The sequence below is a fragment of the Vibrio sp. B183 genome, assembly GCF_000740665.1.
GTDB lineage: Bacteria > Pseudomonadota > Gammaproteobacteria > Enterobacterales > Vibrionaceae > Vibrio > Vibrio coralliilyticus.
This window is the reverse complement of record NZ_JPQB01000002.1, coordinates 241,423-260,913: the sequence shown is the minus strand read 5'-3', so window position 1 is coordinate 260,913 and position 19,491 is coordinate 241,423. Positions and strand designations below refer to the sequence as shown.

21 protein-coding genes and 1 pseudogene are annotated in these 19,491 nt (G+C 42.8%); 12 read left to right on the top strand and 10 right to left on the bottom strand.

The annotated features are described in order from the left end of the window. Nucleotides 1-24: 24 nt before the first annotated feature. Nucleotides 25-798 (top strand): hypothetical protein, encoded by a 774-nt coding sequence (locus IX95_RS01360; RefSeq protein ID WP_038156166.1) that lies wholly within the window; start codon nucleotides 25-27, stop codon nucleotides 796-798. Nucleotides 799-861: 63 nt separating this feature from the next. On the opposite strand, the pseudogene IX95_RS25760 reads toward IX95_RS01360, so the two are convergent. Next, nucleotides 862-1,038 (bottom strand): annotated as a pseudogene (locus tag IX95_RS25760) (cob(I)yrinic acid a,c-diamide adenosyltransferase); the annotation flags it as partial. Nucleotides 1,039-1,260: 222 nt separating this feature from the next. On the opposite strand from IX95_RS25760, the gene IX95_RS27040 reads away from it, so the two are divergent. The 8 genes from IX95_RS27040 to IX95_RS01320 all read left to right on the top strand — a co-directional run bounded on the left by IX95_RS27040 (nucleotide 1,261) and on the right by IX95_RS01320 (nucleotide 10,178). After that, a complete protein-coding gene (locus tag IX95_RS27040) occupies nucleotides 1,261-1,761 on the top strand; it encodes a toxin-activating lysine-acyltransferase (protein WP_051912415.1) in 501 nt (166 codons plus the stop codon). Then, on the top strand, nucleotides 1,751-3,112 hold the full coding sequence (locus IX95_RS01350) for a protein adenylyltransferase SelO family protein (RefSeq protein ID WP_038156164.1): 1,362 nt from the start codon (nucleotides 1,751-1,753) through the stop codon (nucleotides 3,110-3,112). Before IX95_RS27040 ends, IX95_RS01350 begins: the two co-directional genes overlap by 11 nt. An 11-nt stretch (nucleotides 3,113-3,123) precedes the next feature. Further along, nucleotides 3,124-4,299 carry a glycosyltransferase gene (locus tag IX95_RS01345; protein WP_038156162.1) on the top strand — a complete coding sequence of 392 codons (1,176 nt, stop codon included), beginning with the start codon at nucleotides 3,124-3,126 and terminating at the stop codon, nucleotides 4,297-4,299. A 52-nt stretch (nucleotides 4,300-4,351) separates the two neighbouring features. Next, nucleotides 4,352-4,627 (top strand): hypothetical protein, encoded by a 276-nt coding sequence (locus tag IX95_RS01340; RefSeq protein ID WP_021454904.1) that lies wholly within the window; start codon nucleotides 4,352-4,354, stop codon nucleotides 4,625-4,627. Nucleotides 4,628-5,134: 507 nt separating this feature from the next. Next, nucleotides 5,135-6,067, top strand: a complete 933-nt coding sequence (locus IX95_RS01335; protein ID WP_038156334.1) for a radical SAM protein — start codon at nucleotides 5,135-5,137, stop codon at nucleotides 6,065-6,067. A gap of 28 nt (nucleotides 6,068-6,095) precedes the next feature. Then, nucleotides 6,096-7,382, top strand: coding sequence for an HlyD family secretion protein (locus tag IX95_RS01330; protein WP_038156160.1), 1,287 nt, complete (start codon nucleotides 6,096-6,098; stop codon nucleotides 7,380-7,382). 2 nt (nucleotides 7,383-7,384) lie between these two features. Next, complete coding sequence (locus tag IX95_RS01325; RefSeq protein ID WP_038156159.1) at nucleotides 7,385-9,535, top strand: peptidase domain-containing ABC transporter; 2,151 nt, start codon at nucleotides 7,385-7,387, stop codon at nucleotides 9,533-9,535. Beyond that, nucleotides 9,522-10,178 carry a DapH/DapD/GlmU-related protein gene (locus IX95_RS01320; protein ID WP_038156158.1) on the top strand — a complete coding sequence of 219 codons (657 nt, stop codon included), beginning with the start codon at nucleotides 9,522-9,524 and terminating at the stop codon, nucleotides 10,176-10,178. Before IX95_RS01325 ends, IX95_RS01320 begins: the two co-directional genes overlap by 14 nt. Before the next feature lie 56 nt (nucleotides 10,179-10,234). On the opposite strand, the gene cobO is transcribed toward IX95_RS01320, so the two are convergent. The 5 genes from cobO to folK form a co-directional block, all read right to left on the bottom strand. Then, complete coding sequence (gene cobO, locus IX95_RS01315; RefSeq protein ID WP_038156157.1) at nucleotides 10,235-10,840, bottom strand: cob(I)yrinic acid a,c-diamide adenosyltransferase; 606 nt, start codon at nucleotides 10,838-10,840, stop codon at nucleotides 10,235-10,237. Between the two features lie 72 nt (nucleotides 10,841-10,912). After that, nucleotides 10,913-11,626, bottom strand: coding sequence for a dihydromonapterin reductase (gene folM / locus IX95_RS01310; protein ID WP_038156155.1), 714 nt, complete (start codon nucleotides 11,624-11,626; stop codon nucleotides 10,913-10,915). Continuing rightward, nucleotides 11,623-12,261, bottom strand: a complete 639-nt coding sequence (folE, locus tag IX95_RS01305; protein WP_038156153.1) for a GTP cyclohydrolase I FolE — start codon at nucleotides 12,259-12,261, stop codon at nucleotides 11,623-11,625. Before folE ends, folM begins: the two co-directional genes overlap by 4 nt. Continuing rightward, the gene (gene folX / locus IX95_RS01300; protein WP_019276526.1) at nucleotides 12,258-12,635 is read right to left on the bottom strand and encodes a dihydroneopterin triphosphate 2'-epimerase; all 378 of its coding nucleotides are present in this window, start codon (nucleotides 12,633-12,635) and stop codon (nucleotides 12,258-12,260) included. The genes folE and folX overlap by 4 nt, the downstream gene beginning before the upstream one ends. A 113-nt stretch (nucleotides 12,636-12,748) precedes the next feature. Next, the gene (gene folK, locus IX95_RS01295; RefSeq protein WP_021454911.1) at nucleotides 12,749-13,240 is read right to left on the bottom strand and encodes a 2-amino-4-hydroxy-6-hydroxymethyldihydropteridine diphosphokinase; all 492 of its coding nucleotides are present in this window, start codon (nucleotides 13,238-13,240) and stop codon (nucleotides 12,749-12,751) included. A gap of 264 nt (nucleotides 13,241-13,504) precedes the next feature. On the opposite strand from folK, the gene IX95_RS01290 reads away from it, so the two are divergent. Beyond that, complete coding sequence (locus IX95_RS01290) at nucleotides 13,505-13,969, top strand: low molecular weight protein-tyrosine-phosphatase (RefSeq protein WP_253816058.1); 465 nt, start codon at nucleotides 13,505-13,507, stop codon at nucleotides 13,967-13,969. A gap of 1 nt (nucleotide 13,970) precedes the next feature. Here IX95_RS01290 and IX95_RS01285 read toward each other — a convergent pair whose 3' ends face one another. The 3 genes from IX95_RS01285 to sodB all read right to left on the bottom strand — a co-directional run bounded on the left by IX95_RS01285 (nucleotide 13,971) and on the right by sodB (nucleotide 16,058). Continuing rightward, nucleotides 13,971-14,633, bottom strand: coding sequence for an SDR family oxidoreductase (locus IX95_RS01285; protein WP_006962981.1), 663 nt, complete (start codon nucleotides 14,631-14,633; stop codon nucleotides 13,971-13,973). A gap of 198 nt (nucleotides 14,634-14,831) precedes the next feature. Then, a complete protein-coding gene (locus IX95_RS01280; RefSeq protein ID WP_019276522.1) occupies nucleotides 14,832-15,341 on the bottom strand; it encodes a VC2046/SO_2500 family protein in 510 nt (169 codons plus the stop codon). 132 nt (nucleotides 15,342-15,473) lie between these two features. Then, on the bottom strand, nucleotides 15,474-16,058 hold the full coding sequence (gene sodB / locus IX95_RS01275) for a superoxide dismutase [Fe] (RefSeq protein ID WP_006962979.1): 585 nt from the start codon (nucleotides 16,056-16,058) through the stop codon (nucleotides 15,474-15,476). 255 nt (nucleotides 16,059-16,313) lie between these two features. Between sodB and IX95_RS01270 the strand changes: the two genes are divergently transcribed. Both IX95_RS01270 and IX95_RS01265 read left to right on the top strand, forming a co-directional pair. Beyond that, nucleotides 16,314-16,649, top strand: a complete 336-nt coding sequence (locus IX95_RS01270) for a Grx4 family monothiol glutaredoxin (RefSeq protein WP_006962978.1) — start codon at nucleotides 16,314-16,316, stop codon at nucleotides 16,647-16,649. 94 nt (nucleotides 16,650-16,743) lie between these two features. Further along, nucleotides 16,744-18,708 carry a DNA topoisomerase III gene (locus tag IX95_RS01265; protein ID WP_038156149.1) on the top strand — a complete coding sequence of 655 codons (1,965 nt, stop codon included), beginning with the start codon at nucleotides 16,744-16,746 and terminating at the stop codon, nucleotides 18,706-18,708. Here the strand turns inward: IX95_RS01265 and IX95_RS01260 are convergent. Beyond that, nucleotides 18,705-19,490 carry a helix-turn-helix domain-containing protein gene (locus tag IX95_RS01260; RefSeq protein ID WP_038156147.1) on the bottom strand — a complete coding sequence of 262 codons (786 nt, stop codon included), beginning with the start codon at nucleotides 19,488-19,490 and terminating at the stop codon, nucleotides 18,705-18,707. The two genes, IX95_RS01265 and IX95_RS01260, sit on opposite strands and share 4 nt — an antisense overlap. Nucleotide 19,491 lies beyond the last annotated feature (1 nt).

Sequence of the window (19,491 nt, the reverse complement as noted above, 5' to 3'; positions counted from 1 at the left end):
TGGAGTTCTGACTAAGGAGGGAACATGAAACGACTGATTTATCTTTTACCATTTATGGTTGTGCCAGCGCAGGCTGGGGAATTCGATCCTAGCCCCTACGCTAAACAAGGCTGTCCGGCTGATTTCTTTACACAAAAAGCAACGGTGTTTAATTCCGTCACGATTTGTGCAACGAACCAGGTGCCGATTGATAAACTGCGCCACGCTGCGAATGTTGCCGCGCAGTGGCTAGACAACGATCAAGATGGTCAGGTTGACCAAACGGGTATTGTTAATGAGCTTCAGGGTAATCGAGCAACCTTGGTCATGAGTGCCAGAGGATTTAGTGACCAAGCGTTTGAACAAATGGACATTGATGGCATTGTTGGGCAGGACTTGTCCGCGGAAGAAACCAATCCAGATGCGGACCGAGATGCCTCCCAGGAAGAGATTCATCATTTGATTCTTAATGCAGGGTGGCAGGGACTGTTTCCGAATGTATTCAGTGATCAAAGTTCTCAGCAGAGTGAGCTGTATCGCCAATGGCAAACTGCAGAGCAGAAAGGTTACTACTTTTATGATGACCCGACATGCGATGACGCGTGTAAAGTTACTGAGTTCTTCTATCTGGCAACCGCTGCGTATTCAGGATCTCAGGCGGATTTGTTTTCTGATGAGATGAGGCTTAAGACGAGAAAAGCACTGAGCGATAAATTGCCTGGCACAGCTGCTATTATGGAATCAGATCGCTATCACTACCCATATCACTTATGGCCTGATGGACATTATAAGCATCAAAACAACATCCATATTGAATAGAGATACAGTGCCAACGGCACGAAAGAGTGGCGTAGACTGACTACGCCACTAACCAGCAAATCTTTACCAATCAACACCCTTGAGCGCTTTCACCCCAGATTCAAACGCATGCTTGACGTTTTTCACTTCTGAAACAGTATCGGCCATTTCGATCAACGTACGATGCGCGCCGCGACCTGTGATGACAACAGATTGCATCTTTGGTCTGTTGTTCAATGTTTCGACGATTTCATCAAGATCACATCGATAGAGCTTATTGTTTTTTATGCCACATATTTTACATGTGGCATAAAAATGACAAGCAGTTTGCGATCAAAAATGAAGTATCTTGCAACTGACATATTTGTCATAGGCATACTTTAAAGAGGTCATTCGAATACGTTTCTTACCATTATTCTCTTTCGTCATAACTACCTGTAATTTAGCCACCAACAGAAAGTCATTATAGATCATAGTGTTGTTATGAGAGAAAAGACAGTTTCGTATTACAACAACCAGATAACAGGTATGCCTTATGGAGCTCTATCGAAAGCAGAAGCAACGCATGAGCTAGGCCGATTTGTTGAAACCATGTCTAAGAGTAAGTTGCGACAAAATTTAAACTTGTCGTCCTTCATACATTGGATCAAACCAGCTGTTCTCCATCGGCAATATAAGTTCCTTAAGCTAACTAGTGATGTTGAATATACCGGATATGTATTATGGGCATGGGTGGATGACTCGACTTTGACAAAGTACATGACTCAGCCTCGATTCTTTTTAAAACCAATGCACTGGAATGAAGGTAATAACTTAATAATTGTCGATTGGTTTGTTGAAAAAAACAAGAATAGCCAATTAAGAGAATTATATAGATACATTACTTCATCCACAGATATTAATAGAAGTGCGGTCAATATTTGTATTCGAGACGATCAAGGTCGGATTGTTAGAACAAATAAGCGGAGTATTTATGGGTACTGAACTACTAAAAACGCACAAGCTGGTTGGAGTAGATAATACCCCGTGCATAGGAAATTTATTACCAGAGGAATCTTTTGTCTCTTTTGATGCTTATAAATTGTCAGGAACAGAGGTTGTCTGGATTAATAAAAAACTTCTTCAAGATTATGAAATTAACGGCGACGAGAATTTAATTAAAAATGAGTTAGTTAAAAATTTTAGCTATGTTTCCAAAGATTATGCTAAGAAGGATCGGATTAATATAAATGATAAGAAACAATTCATGGCTGATCAATACGGCTCTCGACATGAAGTTTGTAATGGAGGCAGTGCTAGATGTGGAATAAATGGTAATTTTCAGGTCAAAGGTATTGGACGAAATCCACTAATCTCTCAAAATGTTTCTGAAAGCCACTCTCATGGAAAGTTATTTATCGACGAAGCCATTAGCGAAGCTATATGGGGTGAGATCTGTCACAAACATTTACCATATGGAGCAATACGTACATTAGCCATTATTAAAACCAATACCAAACATGCTTTTACGTATCAAGATGGTACTCCAAATAAGCACTGTGCACTAGCAATCAGAGAAATGTCAGTTCGTCCGGCACATTTTGAACGATGCACATTTTTTTGGCCAGAGGAGAGTTACAGCTTCCTGCGTGATAATGATGCTAACCGTGTAAGGAAAGCAGTACCGTATCTCTCTAAATTGTTAGGTGGGATGGAGGATCTCCCTCTAGGTGAAGTTCTAAACGAATTGATAAACCGCCTTGCTTCTCAGGTCGCTGCGTCGAGAGTAAAAGGAATTCCACATGGCTCACTAACGAGTTCAAATATATCGATAGATGGTAGGTTTTTGGACTTTGGAACGATAACAGCGGTTCCAGACTTTGGAAACTACGTACTGGCTAATGGAGTGGGTGCCGTATGGGATGACCACGAACTAATTGAATCTTGGCTAGAAAATCTGTTTGATACAGTTAATCACTATTCAAAAGGTGAACTTACTCCAAATCAAATTAAAGATTTATCGTATGGTTTCTCAAAAGCACTTTGTGACTATGAAAATCGGTATTTATTGGAGGAATTAGGAATCGAGGATCACTCCGAGAGTAATTTGCAAAGTGCAAATACTTTAAAGGAGCGACTAAAGGGTGATGAAAGGAAATTTATTATTCGATTCAATGATAATGAGTTTCGACAGAAAGTTTTAGTTGAGTCAAAAAAATTAGGTTTCAATAATAGCAATGCGAAATTTTCTTTAAGAGAAGGAAAGTATTCAGCGTTTAATATGAATCAAGAACACCTACATAGAAAATATGATTATCAATCTATTAGTTGTCTTATTAATGGTTATTTATCATAAGTGGAATAATTATGATTGATGTGATCGAAGTGATATTAATTTCTACGTCGCTATTGTCATTTATTACAACTCTTGTTTTATTTGGTTGTTATAAACTGAGAAAGTCTAAGTGTAAAAATGATAACGACCCAGAAGTTTCCGTATTTCTGCCTTTTTACAACGAAAATGAAGAGCATTTAATATGTGCACTGAACAAGCTAAATGAGCAAAACTATTCAAGTCGACTTCAGGTTATTGTTATTGATGATGGTTCTACAAACGATGCAATAAGTAGGGTTAAAGCGTGGATTACTAGCACCGAGATAAACCACGACTTCCAAATTGTAGAAAGGGCAGTAAATGGTGGTAGAAAAGGTTTCGCCTTAGATCATGTCCTTCATCTTGGCGTTGCAACTGGGGATGTTTACGTCGTAGTAGATAGCGATACTTATATCGAACCCAATGGCATCTATGAGCTGGTCGCGAAGCTTTGGTCTGATGAAAAATACGCTGCAGTTTGTGGGTATATCACACCAGAGAACCATGAAGTCAGTTTTATCGGTAAATTGCAACACTATGAACATATTAGCTTTTATGGTGCGATAAGAGCCGCGCAAGACAAACTTGGTTGTGTTCCAGTATTAGCTGGCGCGTTTGTAGCCCACCGAGCTTCAGTTGTGAAAAAGCTAGGGGGATGGAGCGAGTGGCTAGTCGAAGATATCGCTTGGTGCTGGAAGGCCATTTCTAACGGCTATCGAACAGGATATGCACCTAAGGCAAAGGCAACAACACAATGCCCTACCGATGCTAAAGGGTTGTTTAATCAACGCAGGCGATGGGCGCGAGGTCGGGTGGAAGCCTATACGGAAGCATGGAAAACTCATTGGAGCGCGGGTTTGTGTGCATCTCCTTGGTTTTTACTTACGGCGGCACAGTATATATTCCCATCTAGCATTATTTTGTTTGTATTTATGGTTGCGACAGGTATTTGGGTTCCGATTGCTATAGGTGCTTTAAATATTGTGTTTTATTTTTTACTTGTTAATTCATATGTAAGAGATTTTGATCTTTCGGATGATTTATCAAACCAGCAAGTTATTAAAGCGCCAATATATTCAGCCTTATTAGAGTCAATTACGTGGATACCTAATTTACTCGGATATTCAGATGAAATCCTAGGCAAGAAGAAAGGATGGCTAACAAGATAGATTCTATGAGTACAGTACTCTTTTACTGTAAAAAAATATAAGGAAATAACTTATGTATAACTTAAGCGTTGATGAGATTTCAATGGTTGATGGTGGTGGTGATGGTAGTGTAGGGACTATTATAGGCAATATCGGCTGTGGAATAGCAGGGACAGTAGTTGGTGCAGCTACGAGAAATGTGATAGTAGGGACTGCTTCCGGTATTTTGTGTTCCCAAATGGTCAGTAATAGTGCTAACGGCAACAGTGGAAGCAATGGTCGGGGTGGTAGCATGAGTATGAGCAATGTTCAAGGTAATGCAGGCTTCGCAGGTGGTCGAGGGTTGTAACCTATAAATATCCCCACCGACATATTGTGGGGATAATTTATAGAGACAGTATGAATGCTTTCCTAATTGTAATGTTGAACATCTAAATGATAGTTACTTAGATATAAAACATCCTTCACGACGAGAATTAAGGAGGGATGATAGGAATGAATGCAATGAAAAAATGCCCTTCATGTAAAAATAACGTTAATCTTTTTCGACTGTTAACTGGTTTAAAATTGAATAGACATTTCAAGTGTTCCAACTGTGGTTTGAGATTAAGTATTTCTAAATGGTTTTATTTATATTTTATGCTGCCCCCATTTATTGTTTTGCTATTAAATGACTATACTAATCTAGATTGGTTATCTGTAACTATAGCCTCCTTTGTATTATCGATGGTTGTCGCATATTTATCGTTAGCTTTATCTATTGTTTCAAAATGAAGTTTTGAGGGAAGTGATGTGTAGTTATAGTTATTTATATAACAAAAGGGTTAGAAAGGGGTTTTATATAAACTGGGCTTTGATGAATACTTGTAATTATAAGTGTCGTTATTGTCACTCAGATTTGAATGGGGGAACTATTAAGGCTCCTAGTTATCAAGCTGTACTAGGTTTTGTTAAGCATATACTTGATAGTATAGAAGATCCCAATGATAAACCATATTTTGAGTTCGGTGGGGGGGAAGTAACACTTCTAAGCTATTTTAGCGATTTATTACAGTATATTTCATGGGGAGGAGGGGATGTAACAATTGTGTCTAACGGATCAAAAAAAGTTTCTTGGTGGCGAGACAATGCTGAGTACTTATCGGGCGTGAGCCTTAGTTATCATATTAACGATATCAAAAGCGAATCCCATTTTGTTGCGGTATCCAAAGTTCTTGAGGCATCTCAAAATACACGCTTCCATGTCAATATCATGATGATTCCAGAGCGTTTCGATGACTGCTTAGAGTTTGCAAATAGGCTAAAACAAGAAGTTCGTTGCTCTATTGCTCTCCAGCCACTTTTTGAAGGCTTCGGCAATGGTGGAATTACTAAGAAGTATTCGTATACCCCTGAACAAGAACAGATAATGAAAGACTTTCGTGGTAGGCCGGAACTTAAAACACTACCCCCGTCAATGGCTGAACTAGAAGTTAAATATATTGATGGTACAGCTAGGAATTTGTCTACCTTTGACCTAATCGCTAATAATCAAACCAACTTTGTTGGGTGGGATTGCTATGCTGGTATTGATAGTTTAGTCGTGACGTTTAGCGGAGATATTTATCGCTCTTGGTGTATGCAAGATGGACCTATTGGTTCTATTTATGACGAAAATTTTGAACTTCCCGATATTCCAACCAAGTGTAGAACTAAGATTTGCCAATGTGGTGTAGACCTGTCGGCTACAAAGGTGAATACAAAGTTAATTTCACATAAGCAACAAGAAATTGCAGTAACGCAGGTTTAGCCTCATTTGTTTCGGGAAAGGATAACCAGTGGTAGCAAGAGCCAAGCATTTATACCGGCCAGAGTATTTTGAGGCGCAAAGATCAGACAATCAAGGTTCAATTTTAATTGATGCTTCAGTTAGTCAGAACTTGTTCGTTGGCGCATCTGTATTCGTTTTATTGACGATCATTTTTTTCGTTGTTTTTGCTGAATATACTCGGAGAGATACACTGAATGGAGTGGTAAGCCCTACAGGCGGTATTGTTAAGATACAGTCTAACGATGAAGGGTATGCCGAAAATGTATTTGTTACTGAAGGTCAGAAAGTTCTCGCTGGAGAAGCGTTGTACGAGATAAAAACAGAGCGATATGATGAGTTTGGCCAAGGTGTAAAAAAGCGCATTGTTACTACCATTGAAAATCAAATCACTTTGCTAAATGAACGTCGAAATAAAGAAGTAGAAAAATCCCAACATCAACGAGAAGTCATTGAGGATGACCTAGCGCGCCTGTCAGAAGAAGCAAGTATACTGAAAGTTGTCGTTGATTTATCTGAACAAGAACTAAGCCTTGCACAAAGCCTAGTCGATAAGCAACAAGTGTTAGCCAACAAACAATTCATCTCTTCTATTGAGCTTCAAAAACAAAGGCTTGAGCTAATAACACTAGAGGCTAAAGTACAAACTCAACGTCTTAGTTTACAACGCTTGGTCAGAGAAAAAGCTAAGCTGGAAGAATCGAAAGATACCCTCCAGTTGGAACTTGATATTGCCCTACAGGAAATAGACCGCCAGCTTCAGCAAGTTACTCAAAACAAAATAGAATACTTTTATCAGACAGATACTCAGGTTGTGTCACCGATAGACGGCGTCGTTGCGTCAATCTTCGTCAAGGAAGGTCATTCAGTTAACAAAGGTCAGCCTTTACTTGTTGTAATTCCAGAGGGTGAAGATCCAGTCGTTGTTGAGCTTTATGCGCCCAGTCGTAGCATCGGCTTTATTCAAGAAGGTCAGGATGTTCGCTTACGGTTTGACGCGTTTCCTTATGAAAAGTTTGGTGTTCAGCAAGGCGTTATCGCATCTATATCAAAATCTGCAGTCTCCGCGGAGATGTTACCAAATAGTCCACTAATACAAAGTCAGCTTTCTCGTACTCTTGGTGGTGTTGGTTTGTACCAAGTGAGAGTTAAATTAGATAAGCCAACCATCACGGTATATGGGGAGGAGCAAGTATTTGTGCCAGGAATGACGTTAACTGCAGACATTGAATTGGATACACGTAAGGTCTACGAGTGGCTTTTAGAGCCTTTGTACACGATTAATGGGCGAATATAGCGATGCATGCAGATGGTCTAATAGATTGGGGGTGGGAAAAGAAACTCCCATTGATCCGACAGACTGAAAAGGCGGAATGTGGTATTGCTTGCTTGGCGATGGTTGCCGATTGGTATGGTTACAAAACCGATCTTAGGTCACTGAGGGTAAAATGCGGCATTACCCAGCATGGGATGTCGTTTGCCCGGCTAATTGAATGTGCTTCTCTTCTCAAGCTTTCTGGCCGAGCGGTGCGCTTGGACCTGCATGAATTAGAACAGTTAGCCACACCTTGTATTTTGCACTGGAATCTAAATCATTTTGTTGTGTTAAAGAAAGTGAGTGGGAGGAGAATTGAAATTCATGATCCTGCAAATGGAGCATTGACACTGAGTTATGATGAGGTGAACAAACATTTTACAGGTATTGCTCTAGAGTTAACACCCACTCATGACTTTGAAGAAAAGGTCGAAAGCAAAGCCGTTCGGCTATCAACCCTTATTGGTAAAACAGTTGGCCTAAAAGGGGCACTAGGACGAATTTTTGTTTTTGCATTGGTATTGGAGGTATTAGCCCTTACGTTACCTATCTTCAATCAAATCGTGATTGATGAAGTGTTGGTTGGGTATGACAAAAATCTCCTTGTACTCGTCATTGGATCCATCCTTATGATAACGGCGACTCAAACCTTAATCGGTCTCGCCCAGCAATGGGCGACAATCAAGCTTTCAGTAAATTTTAATATGCAGTGGGCTGCAAATGTTTTCCATCATTTGTTCCGATTACCGATAGATTGGTTTGAAAAAAGGGATATAGGGAGTATTAATGCTAAATTTTCTGCTGTAGATGTCATTCAGCAGACGTTAACAACCAGTGTAATTCAAGCTCTACTCGACTTAGTATTAGTCGTTGGCACGCTGTCGGTTATGTTGGTTTATAGTCCTCAACTCTCATTCATTGCCATCGCTGCTGCGTTGGGCTACATCTCTCTCAGGTTGGCATGGTTTGGTGCGTTTAAACGCGCTGAAGAAAATACTTGGGAAGCTAGTACTCAAGAAGAAAGCTATTTCATTGAGACTGTTCGCGGTGTATTAAGTTTGCGAGTAAATGGGACGCTACCTTGGCGAGAGTCGTCATGGAGAAACCTTAACATTAATCGCAGAAATGCGCAGCTATACGAGCAAAAGCTAGGAATGATCTACAACACAATGAATGTGAGCATTGTTAGCCTTGTATCTGCGAGTGTTCTTTGGTTTGGTGCGAATTTGGTGTTAGATGGACTCTTTACTATCGGTATGTTAATGGCGTTCCTGTCTTATCAAGGGCGCTTTTCGGCCAGCATTAGCTCCCTAATAGATAAGTATTTCGAGTTTAAGATGTTATCCGTGTATAACGAGCGTCTTGCAGACATTGTCTTAACGGAAAAGGAAACAGATAGCGCTCCAGATGTTACGGAACTACCTAGTGTGATTAATGACCAGAATGAGAGTGCCATCGAGTTCGACGATGTATACTTTTCCTATGGGAAAGACCTGCCCCCTATTCTTAGTGGCGCTAGCTTTAGTATCAAAAACGACGAAATTGTTGCGTTAGTCGGGCCATCTGGTTGCGGTAAATCTACGATCTCTAAGCTTCTATTGGGCATATACTCAGCCACATCTGGAGACATTTGCTATTTTGGTAATAGATCGACAGCTTCTAAATCACTTAGAGCTCAAGTCGGAGCAGTATTACAAGAAGATCAGCTATTTAGTGGTTCGATTATCGAGAATATTACGTTCTTTTCAGGCGATCTAGATGAAGAGTGGCTCGTTGAGTGCGCTCGAAGGGCAGGTGTTCATGATGATATTGAACGTCTAAATATGGGGTATCACACACTGGTTGGTGAAATGGGCTCCAGTCTCTCCGGAGGTCAAAAGCAAAGAATCCTTATCGCGCGAGCTTTGTACAAGAAACCTAAGTTTTTGGTGTTGGATGAAGCCACAAGTAGTTTAGACATCTATACCGAGTCGTTTGTCTGTCAGATGTTTAAAGAAATTAATATTCCCATCCTGATGATCGCTCATCGCCCAGAAACTATAGCATCGGCAGATCGAGTTTTACTTATGGACGGAGGGGTAATCCAGGAGATACCTAATAATTTTAGGCAGGAGGGTTCAAATGTATCACTCTGAACGCATATTGTGTCCGGATAAGCATTCTGGATTGTCAGGGACTGAATTGATGCAACAGTTTGGGGAGTACTGTGGTGTAGATAATTGGGTGACATTTTCGGGTTGTCCATCAGTGACGTTAACTAAAGTTGGAACAGATAGTTTTGGTAACCTCCCCAAAAACAATGAAGTTATTTGTATCGGTTCTAGCTGTTATATTGAGTCCACTCATCTTCCTGCATTTCCTTCGGGAATAACCAAGTTAACTAGTGTATCTATTAAAAACCGTCCATTTGGAAAAATTGAAATCGGGAACAACTGTGTTCTCCAAGGTACTTCTATCTGTTCTTATCAAGAGATAAAGATAGGGAACAATGTCATTTTTGGCCCTAATGTAGTCATTATGGATTGCAGTGGTCACTCTTTGGCTAATAGAGGTCACGCGAATGAGCTAGATAGCCTAGAAGCTAAGCCTGTTACGATAGGTAACGACGTCTGGGTTGGATACGGGGGCATTATTTTACCTGGCGTCCATATTGGTGATGGAGCAGTTATCGGAGCAGGTAGTGTTGTCACGAAAAGCGTCCCTTCCTACTGTCTGGCGGCGGGCAATCCATGTAATATCAAGAGAAAGAACTTACAGGGTCAAAGCACTGAGCGATAGTCATTGTCAGTGCTGTCATTCGTGTTGTTGTTGGTAATGATAGTGGGCAGCCTAGACTACCAATCAACACCCTTGAGTGCTTTCACTCCAGATTCAAAAGCATGCTTAACGTTTTTCACTTCTGAAACAGTATCGGCCATTTCGATCAACGTACGATGCGCGCCGCGACCTGTGATAACGACAGATTGCATCTTTGGTCTGTTGTTCAATGCTTCGACGACTTCATTAAGTTCAATGTAGCCGTAGCTGACCATGTAGGTTAATTCATCAAACAGAATCACGTCGATAGACTCATCGCTCAACATTCGCTTACATTCTTGCCAAACTTTCTGCGCGGCTTCGGTGTCGGTGGCTTTATTCTGAGTTTCCCAAGTAAAGCCAGTCGCCATGACTTGGAATTCTACTCCGAGGTTTTCTAGCAAGTTACGCTCACCGTTGTCCCACGTTCCTTTAATGAACTGGGCGACTGAACATTTGAAGCCATGGCCAACAGCGCGCGCGATAGTGCCAAACCCTGAAGTGGATTTACCTTTACCGTTACCAGTTATGACCAGTAGCAGGCCTTTTTCTTCCTGAGCAGCAGCAACTTTAGCGTCGATTTGCTCTTTCACTTTTTGCTGACGCGCTTGATGGCGTTCTTGCTTTGAATTTTGATCAGGCATGAATGCTTCCTTAAGTGTATTTGGCCTTATCATAACCAAAAAAATTGCTGGTAAATACCAGCAATCATTGTGTCATTTCAAGTGCCTACCACCATCGAGATAGATGTTCCTGCCAGTCATGTATTCGCTAGACATGATAAACCGAATCGCTTCTATCACTTCTTCAAAACCTGCTTCATGGGGTATAAGCGCTTTGGTCAGAGCCTTTTGCTTGTACGCATCATCATCATGCTCATTAAACTTAAGAAGGGCTGGAGAAACGGTGTTCACTTTAACCTTTGGCGCTAACATAGCTGAGAACGAGAGCGTAAGATTGTTAAGCGCAGCTTTACTGGCTGCATAGGCTGCATGCTTTTTACTGCCTTTTTCAGCAACATAGTCACTGATGTGAATAATATCGCTGGTGCCAGAGCCCTTGGAGAGTAATCCTTGTAGTGCCAAGTTCATCTGGTATGGTGTGCTCACATGAACCGCCATCATTTTTTGCAACACCTGAGTGTGATTGTTGGACCCTGCAGGCTCATCCGGGCTCCAGTCTGAAGCATTATGAATAACCGCCCGCAGCTCAGAGTACTCAAGATTGAGGTATTGGATAAAAGCATCGAGGCTTGCAGGCTGATAGAAATCAACTTGACGCAAGTCAGCTCCTTGTGCCTGTAAAGTTTCAAGTTCTGGGTATGCGGTGCGATAAGTACCGATCACTCTATAATCTTGAGCGAGAAAATCTTTCGCCAATGCTAATCCCAGTCTTTTACCAACACCTGTTATTACAACCGCTCCTTTCATCCTAGAAACTCCGCGCGGGTCTGAGGGTTGGTTTTGAAGATGCCACCCAGTGCAGTAGTCGATGTCTCTGAGCTAGTATCCATGACACCTCGAGATTTAACGCAGTAGTGAGTGGCTTTTATAGACACTGCGACATTTTCAGTTTCCGTCAGGGTTTGAATCGCCACTAAGATTTGTTGAGTGAGGCGCTCCTGTACCTGTGGTCGCTGTGCAAAGAAGCGTACAATGCGATTTATTTTCGACAAACCAATGATTTTGTTCGACGGAATGTAAGCGACTTGAGCTAGGCCATCAATAGTGATGAAGTGATGCTCACAGGTCGAAGTGATGTTCACATCCGATACTTTGACCATTTCATCAACGGCCATTTTGTTTTCAATCACACTAATTTTTGGAAAGTTTTGGTAATCCAGACCAGAGAAAATCTCATGCACGTACATTTTTGAAATACGATGAGGTGTTTCAGCCAAGCTATCATCGGTAAGATCCAGTCCTAATGTGCTAATGACTTCGGTGAGTAGACCTCGAATACGTTGATATTTCTCATCTGCCGTCATTTCAGAGGGAACGAGTGGCGTTTCCAATCCACGTGCGATTAATGCTTCTTGTACTTTTTTAGCTTCTGGTGAAATCATGCCTTGTCTCCTGTTTCTGCCGTGTAGTTCAAAGTGAGAGAAACAGAGTCTGCAAATCTCAGAGCATGAGGTTTATCAATCTTAACTTGAGCATAAGAGACCCAAGGGTGATCGATACAGATGCCGAGAACGTCGCTGGTGAGTTTTTCTAACAGTAAGAACCTGCCATTTTCGACATGGTTAATGATTCCTTTACAGATGGTTTTGTAATTCAAGGCATTATCAATGTTGTCTTCTAAACAAAGTTTATTAGCTGGGTAGTGGATTTCTGCGTTGATAATGATGTCTTGCTGCTTCTTTTTTTCCTCTTCGTTGAAACCGATGTAGGTACGAAGTCTGAGGTTAGTAATTGTTATTATTGCGTTGTGATTCATCATATTTTCCTAATTTAGGACCGTATCAACCTTTACGTAATAGCCGCTTGCTGAGATCAATTTGCATATAGCGGTAAGAGGGAAGACTGATTGAGATAGGAAGGATGAGCAGATTAAGGCCAAGTGAAATCGGTCACGGTGACATGCTGACTGCTTTTGTCGTATTCACTCCAAAGTTGCTCGTATGTCTTTGTTGTTAGTGGATGAGTTTCGTGTGGAATAATGTCTGCTAGCGGGCGAAGCACAAACGCGTTTTCGGTGATTTCGCCTCGAGGGAGCTCAACACCATCAATGATTCCGACTAGATCATCGAAAGTGAGTATGTCGAGGTCTAGTGTTCTTGAAGCGAACTTTTCTCCACTTCTAACGCGATCACTTTCATCTTCGATTTGTCTAAGTAATGTTGCTAGGTCACTTACGGATTGAGAGCACTCAAACCCCACTACCAAGTTTAGAAAGTTGTCACCCTCAAAGCCAACAGGTACACAGTCGTAAGATTTAGATACGGTCAGAGGCGCGAAAAACTGGTCAAGTGCGTTCAACGCTTTGTAAACGTAAAACTCTCTGTCGATGTTGCTGCCAATGCTGACAGTTACGTGATGCATTGTCGTAGGCTTCCCTATGTCTCTTCTCAAACGGTGCCAACCAAAGTTTGTTTTTGGTTAACGCCCCCTTGCCTAACTACATGAATTACTTTCTTAATTTACGTGAAGTGGGGCAGAAAGGATCACGAATTGATTGGTATTCGATATATGCAAAAATAGAGTTTTGAGATCTGCACTTTGCTGGTAATAACTTGAGAAGGTGTTTTAATATTAAATTATGTGAATATTGAGTACGGGATTTGGCAGCGTTATAGGTTTAAAACTATGAATAATATAAAGAAACCATCAATACTTGTGGTATGCATGGGAAACATTTGCCGTTCTCCCACGGGAGAAGCAATTCTGCGCGCGAAAGCAGAGCAAATGGGCGTGGATGTCGAAGTCGACTCCGCGGGTACGATTGGCTACCACCAAGGTAACCCACCAGATCCTCGCTCGAAAGCTGCGGGTGAGCAACGAGGTTACTCATTCAAAGGGATTCGTTCCCGCAAAGTTGTTGATAGCGACTTTGAGCACTTTGACCTGATTTTAGCGGCTGATCGAGACAATTTAGCTGACTTGAAAGCACAATGCCCATCTCAGTATCAAGAGAAGCTCAGGCTGTTTCTTAGCTTTGGAGAAGCGTGTGAAGAGGAAATTCCGGATCCCTATTACGGCGGTGATAAGGGGTTTGAGTTGGTGTTGGATTTGATCGAAGAAGCATCAGAAAAACTTCTTCGATCTCTTTAGCTTAGGCGGCCATGACTCGGCCGCTGAAATAATCGTTTGAAACAATGTATTCCGTATTGCGGATCAGCTCATCGTGGATTTTAGCCCAGTGGGTTTCTTCTTGTTCGTAGCAAGGGACCACACCACCGACTCGAATATTAAACGGTGTCAGTTCTTTCGCCCAACTCTGGGTAAATCCGGCAACCATAGAGGTAGCATTTTCAAATCCGGATAAATCATGGTAGTCCGCGTGAGCAATCACATTCACAATCACACCGTTTTTCTTATCCTGACGCATTTTTTCTGCTGTAGCCTGGCCAAAACTAAACAATGTCGCGGCCATTAGTGATAAGTGCTGCGTAAAGACATCTCCCGCTCGATCATCAAAAAACTTGGGCATAGCCTGACTGGTCAAGGCATTGATCAAAACATCCGGTGATTGATGAACCGATTGATCAATAAATCCGAAAAGAGAGTGGATAGAGTCCACTGAATGATCCGGCAAAGCGTATTGATATATATCTGGTGAAATGGCTTTGCAACGGACAAAAGTTTCATTCAATTGAGCCGCGCTTTTATCGCAAAGAACAACGGTGGCACCCAGTGAAGCAAAGTGCGTAGCGAGCGTACTACCAAGCTGTGAGCCTGCCGAAGTGATTAAAATCACGGCACTTTTTATATCCATATAGTGAGCCTCCGTCCATAGCTAAAAAGGTTGTCCACATAGCATGGTAGATTAGTTGTTGCTTAAGTGTGAATAAGCTCAAATAACTTGTGCATATCTTGTGCTTAGGGTAAATAATTTGCACTCATTCACATTTGTAAGTGATTGATTGAATATAAAGAGAAATCGAAGGCAGGATTGTGTGATCTCGATTGATCTTCAAACTTGCGTTTGGATCTGGAAGGTTCGCTGGGCTTTGATCAGCTGATTGTAGAGATCGATAGGTATCAGTTCCTTGGCGTCTTTTTCGCCTAACTGGCGGCGTTGATGGCCAGATAAATTATTGTAAATCTCTTCAGGAAGGTTGTGAGTATCTTCTGGCATGTATGTCAGAACTTCAGGGTGAAGGTAGTGAGTCAGTTTGGCACTTGGTAAGCCTGCGCGATGAAACATATCGGCTTGCATCGCCGAGATAGGATAGGAGTCCTGATCAGAACGAATTTGCTGGGGAGGTTGCAGTTCGAATCGGCGCCTCAAAGCTTCTTCAGTTGCGTCCTGCTCGTTTACCTTCTCGATGGGGGTGTTATCGCGAACGTCATCAGAAAACATCGACAGAATCAAAGCGAAGTCGGCACGACGCCCTTCGTGAACAGCATGGTTAATCCCCTTGCCGAACTGAAGTTCGTTAATAATACCCGCTTTATCTAAGGTGTGAATCTGAGTTTGCATGTTACCTCGCTTGATGCCTATGTAGCGGCAACATCGAGGTGAACTTTAGGGGAAATGACTGACTAGAAAAGAAAAAAGCCAGCTAAGTGCTGGCTTTTTAAGCGACTAAATTTTAAATCCTATAGGGGAGGATTATTTAGCTAGGTTTTCTGCTACGAAGTCCCAGTTAACTAGCGCCCAGAAACCATTCATGTAGTCTGGACGAACGTTACGGTAATCGATGTAGTAAGCGTGTTCCCATAGGTCAACAGTAAGAAGTGGAGTTGTACCTTCTTCTGTTAGAGGAGTCGCTGCGTTAGAAGTGTTAACGATGTCTAGAGAACCGTCAGCTTTCTTAACTAGCCAAGTCCAAGAAGAACCGAAGTTGTTGATTGCTGAATCAGTGAACTTCGCTTTGAACTCTTCGAAAGAACCGAATGCAGCGTTGATTGCGTCAGCAACTGCGCCTGTTGGTTCACCGCCCGCGTTTGGAGCTAGACAGTGCCAGTAGAACGTGTGGTTCCAGATCTGTGCTGCGTTGTTGAATACGCCGCCAGTAGACGTTTTGATGATTTCTTCTAGCGTTTTGCCTTCGAACTCAGTACCTGGGATAAGACCGTTTAGCTTAACTACGTAAGTGTTGTGGTGCTTACCGTGGTGGAAATCTAGAGTCTCTGCTGAGATATGTGGTTCTAGCGCGTCTTTCGCGTAAGGAAGAGCTGGTAGTTCAAATGCCATTGCTCGATTCTCCATTGATATGAAAGAGTTAAACTCTCTCGATTGCTTCCAGTGTTATTTATTATTCATGGCTCGCCACAGGCCAACCATGTCATTCTGCTGACTTGCGTTATAGTCTAACAAGTTTTTACTTTAATAAAAGCGCCTCGACAAATTTCTTTCTTCTATAAAACCATAGATATTATAGGCTTTTTATTCTCAGCCAATGGTTTAAAATGTGTCAATAACTTGCAGTAACTCCATGAAGAGGAAGTAATGGAAACCATCGACAAAATCAAACAGCAAATCGAAGAGAACGCTATCCTTCTTTACATGAAAGGTTCTCCAAAGCTACCTAGCTGCGGCTTCTCATCTCAGGCTTCACAAGCGCTAATGGCATGTGGTGAAAAATTCGCTTATGTAGATATCCTACAAAACCCGGATATCCGTGCTGAGCTACCTGCATACGCACAGTGGCCAACATTCCCACAACTTTGGGTTGAAGGTGAGCTGATTGGCGGTTGCGACATTATTATTGAGATGTTCCAGAAAGGTGAACTTCAGCCACTGATTAAAGAAGCAGCTGAACGCGCTGGTGCAGACGAAGAATAATAGAGAAACTACTGTTTAAATTTACAGTTTTTCTTGATTTTTAAGGGCCACATTCGATAATGTGGCCCTTATTGTATCTGCCTGATTAAGTTTTATGTCACGTCTGTTCATTGCTGAAAAACCAAGCTTAGGTCGAGCTATCGCTGCTGCGCTGCCCAACCCGCAAAAGAAAGATCAAGGTTTTATTCGTTGTGGCAATGGCGACGTGGTGACGTGGTGCATTGGTCACTTGCTAGAGCAGGTAGAACCAGACGCTTACGACGACAAATATAAAAAATGGAATCTGGCTGATTTACCAATCGTTCCCGAACACTGGCAACTACGTCCTCGCAAGTCGGCGTCTAAACAGCTGACTGTGGTTAAGAAGTTACTCAAAGAAGCGTCTGAAATCATTCATGCTGGCGACCCGGATCGTGAAGGCCAGTTATTGGTGGATGAAGTGTTGGATTACTGCAAAGTCAGTAAGACGAAAAAAGAAGCCACACAGCGCTTATTGATTAGCGACCTCAACTTACCGGCGGTCAAACGCGCGCTAAATCAGATGCGCAGTAACCGCGAGTTTATTCCACTTTCAGTTTCCGCTCTTGCTCGCTCCCGAGCTGACTGGTTGTATGGTATGAACATGTCCCGCGCTTATACGCTACTGGGGCAAAAAGCAGGCTATCAGGGAGTACTGTCAGTCGGCAGAGTTCAGACACCCGTGCTTGGGTTGGTGGTTCGTCGTGATAAAGAGATCGAGAACTTTGTCCCTCGCGACTATTTTACCTTGCATGCCTTGATTCCTTATCAGGACGGAAATAGTGCGTTTGATATCCGCGCCCGCTGGAAACCGAGCGAAGCGTGCAAGCCTTGGCAAGATGAAGAAGGGCGGGTTCTCAATCGTAAACTGGTCGAGAACGTTGCCAATCGCATTACGAATCAGCCTGCCAAGGTTGTCGAGTCGGAGCAAAAGCAGACTAAGCAATCGGCTCCTTTACCTTATTCTCTCTCTGCGTTACAGATTGACGCAGCCAAGCGTTTTGGCATGAGTGCTCAACAGGTTCTGGATACCTGCCAATCTCTGTATGAAAAGCACAAGCTCATCACTTACCCTAGGTCGGACTGCCGATACCTTCCGATGGAACATTATGGACAGGCCAAAAGTGTCTGCGATGCGATATCGAATAACTGTAACGAGTTAGGTCAGGCTGTTCATGGCGCTGATTTAAGTCTCAAATCCAAAGCATGGAATGATAAAAAAGTGGACGCCCACCACGCGATCATTCCCACGCCTAAAAAGGCTTCCGTAAATGCGCTGTCAGGCAATGAGATGAAAATCTATCAGCAAATTGCTCGCCAGTATCTAATGCAGTTTTATCCAGCCGCGGTTTATGCAGAGGCGAAACTGGTATTTGACATCGCTGGGGGGACTTTTATTGCCAAAGGTCGCCAGCTTGTTTCGGCTGGCTGGAAAGCGTTGATGGGAAAAGTGGACGATGATGACACGGGTGTTGACGCGGTTCCCCCGCTTGATGAGGGCACAGTACTGACTTGTCGCGAAGGCGAAATCAAAGACCGTAAGACTGAGCCACCTAAGCACTTTACTGAAGCGACTTTACTCCAAGCGATGACAGGCATTGCCCGTTTTGTTGAAGACAAAGAGCTGAAAAAGATCCTAAAAGAAACCGATGGCCTAGGTACCGAAGCGACTCGCGCAGGCATTTTGGATACGCTGTTTAAGCGCCAACTGCTGCAACGGCAGGGCAAAACAATCCTCAGTTCACCAGCGGGGAGAGGGTTAGTGCATGCATTGCCTTCCGAGTCGACTTATCCCGATATGACGGCACACTGGGAGCATCAGCTTCAAGGAATGGCCGAACGTAATCAAGCCTACAGCCCATTTATGCAGGCATTGCAAACGCGTATTGACGGTCTAATGCAGCAAGTCAAAGGCGGCGAAGTGCCTGAGTCGCTACGTCATCTACCTAAGGTGGAACGTCCTGCCTTTAAGCGTAAGCGGAGAAGCAGTGCGAAAGCTGGTGGTCAGAAACGTGCGACCACGCGCCGTAAGAGCAGTTAATGCTCATTGCCAATAGTTCGTTGATACTCTCTTGGCGTGACGCCAAACCTTTCTCTAAAACGCTGACGAAAGCGTTCTTCTGACTGATAACCGCACATTTGCGCTAACTGGTAGCCATCGTATTGATGTTTTTGCATCAATTGCAATGCATGGCTAAGGCGCACTTGTGCCAGTAATTGCCGATATTGACTACCTTCCAGCTTAAGCTTTCGGATCAGCGTTGCCCGGCTCATACCAAAATGATCGGCGACGTCTTCAAGAGAGTGTTCGTCCGCTGGTGCGATGGAAAGGTATTGGGTGATAGTTTGTGTCAGTGATGCTTGGGAAGAGCGAAAAATCTTATGCAGAGCGCCTTGTTCTGCCAACTGCTGATAAAGCGGCATTAACCAATACTGTTGAGTGCGGGGGCTCATCGCCTTTAAGTTAATCATTGCAAGCGTATTGAGTGTGTCTCTGATTTGTTTGTCGACCAAGCAGTAAGAGGAATTCGATGAGTGAGCGGCACTTTCGCTCAAGCCGAGCATTTCCTGATTAGGTAAATAGTGGAAGCTAAACACTCGTGATAGGAACGGCCCTTTTTCTGGAAGATTGGCAAAGTTCCATGAGCTGGCTGCGCTGCACAATATGAGCGAGTCAGGTGTTAGCGTGACAGACTCTTCCTGCCAGAACAGTCGTTTGTTACCGGATAAAATCTGGATGATGCTAGGGGAGTGAATCGTCACATTTCTCAAAGCTTGCAAGTGCTGGGCACGAAACTCAGTGATCTGAAATTGGTGAGCCATC

Excerpts from the sequence above, each read along its gene's own strand:
- IX95_RS01360 (WP_038156166.1), top strand. The coding sequence starts at position 25 with ATGAAACGACTGATTTATCTTTTACCATTTATGGTTGTGCCAGCGCAG.
- IX95_RS27040 (WP_051912415.1), top strand. The coding sequence starts at position 1,261 with ATGAGAGAAAAGACAGTTTCGTATTACAACAACCAGATAACAGGTATG.
- IX95_RS01350 (WP_038156164.1), top strand. The coding sequence starts at position 1,751 with ATGGGTACTGAACTACTAAAAACGCACAAGCTGGTTGGAGTAGATAAT.
- IX95_RS01345 (WP_038156162.1), top strand. The coding sequence starts at position 3,124 with ATGATTGATGTGATCGAAGTGATATTAATTTCTACGTCGCTATTGTCA.
- IX95_RS01340 (WP_021454904.1), top strand. The coding sequence starts at position 4,352 with ATGTATAACTTAAGCGTTGATGAGATTTCAATGGTTGATGGTGGTGGT.
- IX95_RS01335 (WP_038156334.1), top strand. The coding sequence starts at position 5,135 with ATGAATACTTGTAATTATAAGTGTCGTTATTGTCACTCAGATTTGAAT.
- IX95_RS01325 (WP_038156159.1), top strand. The coding sequence starts at position 7,385 with ATGCATGCAGATGGTCTAATAGATTGGGGGTGGGAAAAGAAACTCCCA.
- IX95_RS01320 (WP_038156158.1), top strand. The coding sequence starts at position 9,522 with ATGTATCACTCTGAACGCATATTGTGTCCGGATAAGCATTCTGGATTG.
- cobO (WP_038156157.1), bottom strand. The coding sequence starts at position 10,840 with ATGCCTGATCAAAATTCAAAGCAAGAACGCCATCAAGCGCGTCAGCAA.
- folM (WP_038156155.1), bottom strand. The coding sequence starts at position 11,626 with ATGAAAGGAGCGGTTGTAATAACAGGTGTTGGTAAAAGACTGGGATTA.
- folE (WP_038156153.1), bottom strand. The coding sequence starts at position 12,261 with ATGATTTCACCAGAAGCTAAAAAAGTACAAGAAGCATTAATCGCACGT.
- folX (WP_019276526.1), bottom strand. The coding sequence starts at position 12,635 with ATGAATCACAACGCAATAATAACAATTACTAACCTCAGACTTCGTACC.
- folK (WP_021454911.1), bottom strand. The coding sequence starts at position 13,240 with ATGCATCACGTAACTGTCAGCATTGGCAGCAACATCGACAGAGAGTTT.
- IX95_RS01290 (WP_253816058.1), top strand. The coding sequence starts at position 13,505 with ATGAATAATATAAAGAAACCATCAATACTTGTGGTATGCATGGGAAAC.
- IX95_RS01285 (WP_006962981.1), bottom strand. The coding sequence starts at position 14,633 with ATGGATATAAAAAGTGCCGTGATTTTAATCACTTCGGCAGGCTCACAG.
- IX95_RS01280 (WP_019276522.1), bottom strand. The coding sequence starts at position 15,341 with ATGCAAACTCAGATTCACACCTTAGATAAAGCGGGTATTATTAACGAA.
- sodB (WP_006962979.1), bottom strand. The coding sequence starts at position 16,058 with ATGGCATTTGAACTACCAGCTCTTCCTTACGCGAAAGACGCGCTAGAA.
- IX95_RS01270 (WP_006962978.1), top strand. The coding sequence starts at position 16,314 with ATGGAAACCATCGACAAAATCAAACAGCAAATCGAAGAGAACGCTATC.
- IX95_RS01265 (WP_038156149.1), top strand. The coding sequence starts at position 16,744 with ATGTCACGTCTGTTCATTGCTGAAAAACCAAGCTTAGGTCGAGCTATC.
- IX95_RS01260 (WP_038156147.1), bottom strand. The coding sequence starts at position 19,490 with ATGGCTCACCAATTTCAGATCACTGAGTTTCGTGCCCAGCACTTGCAA.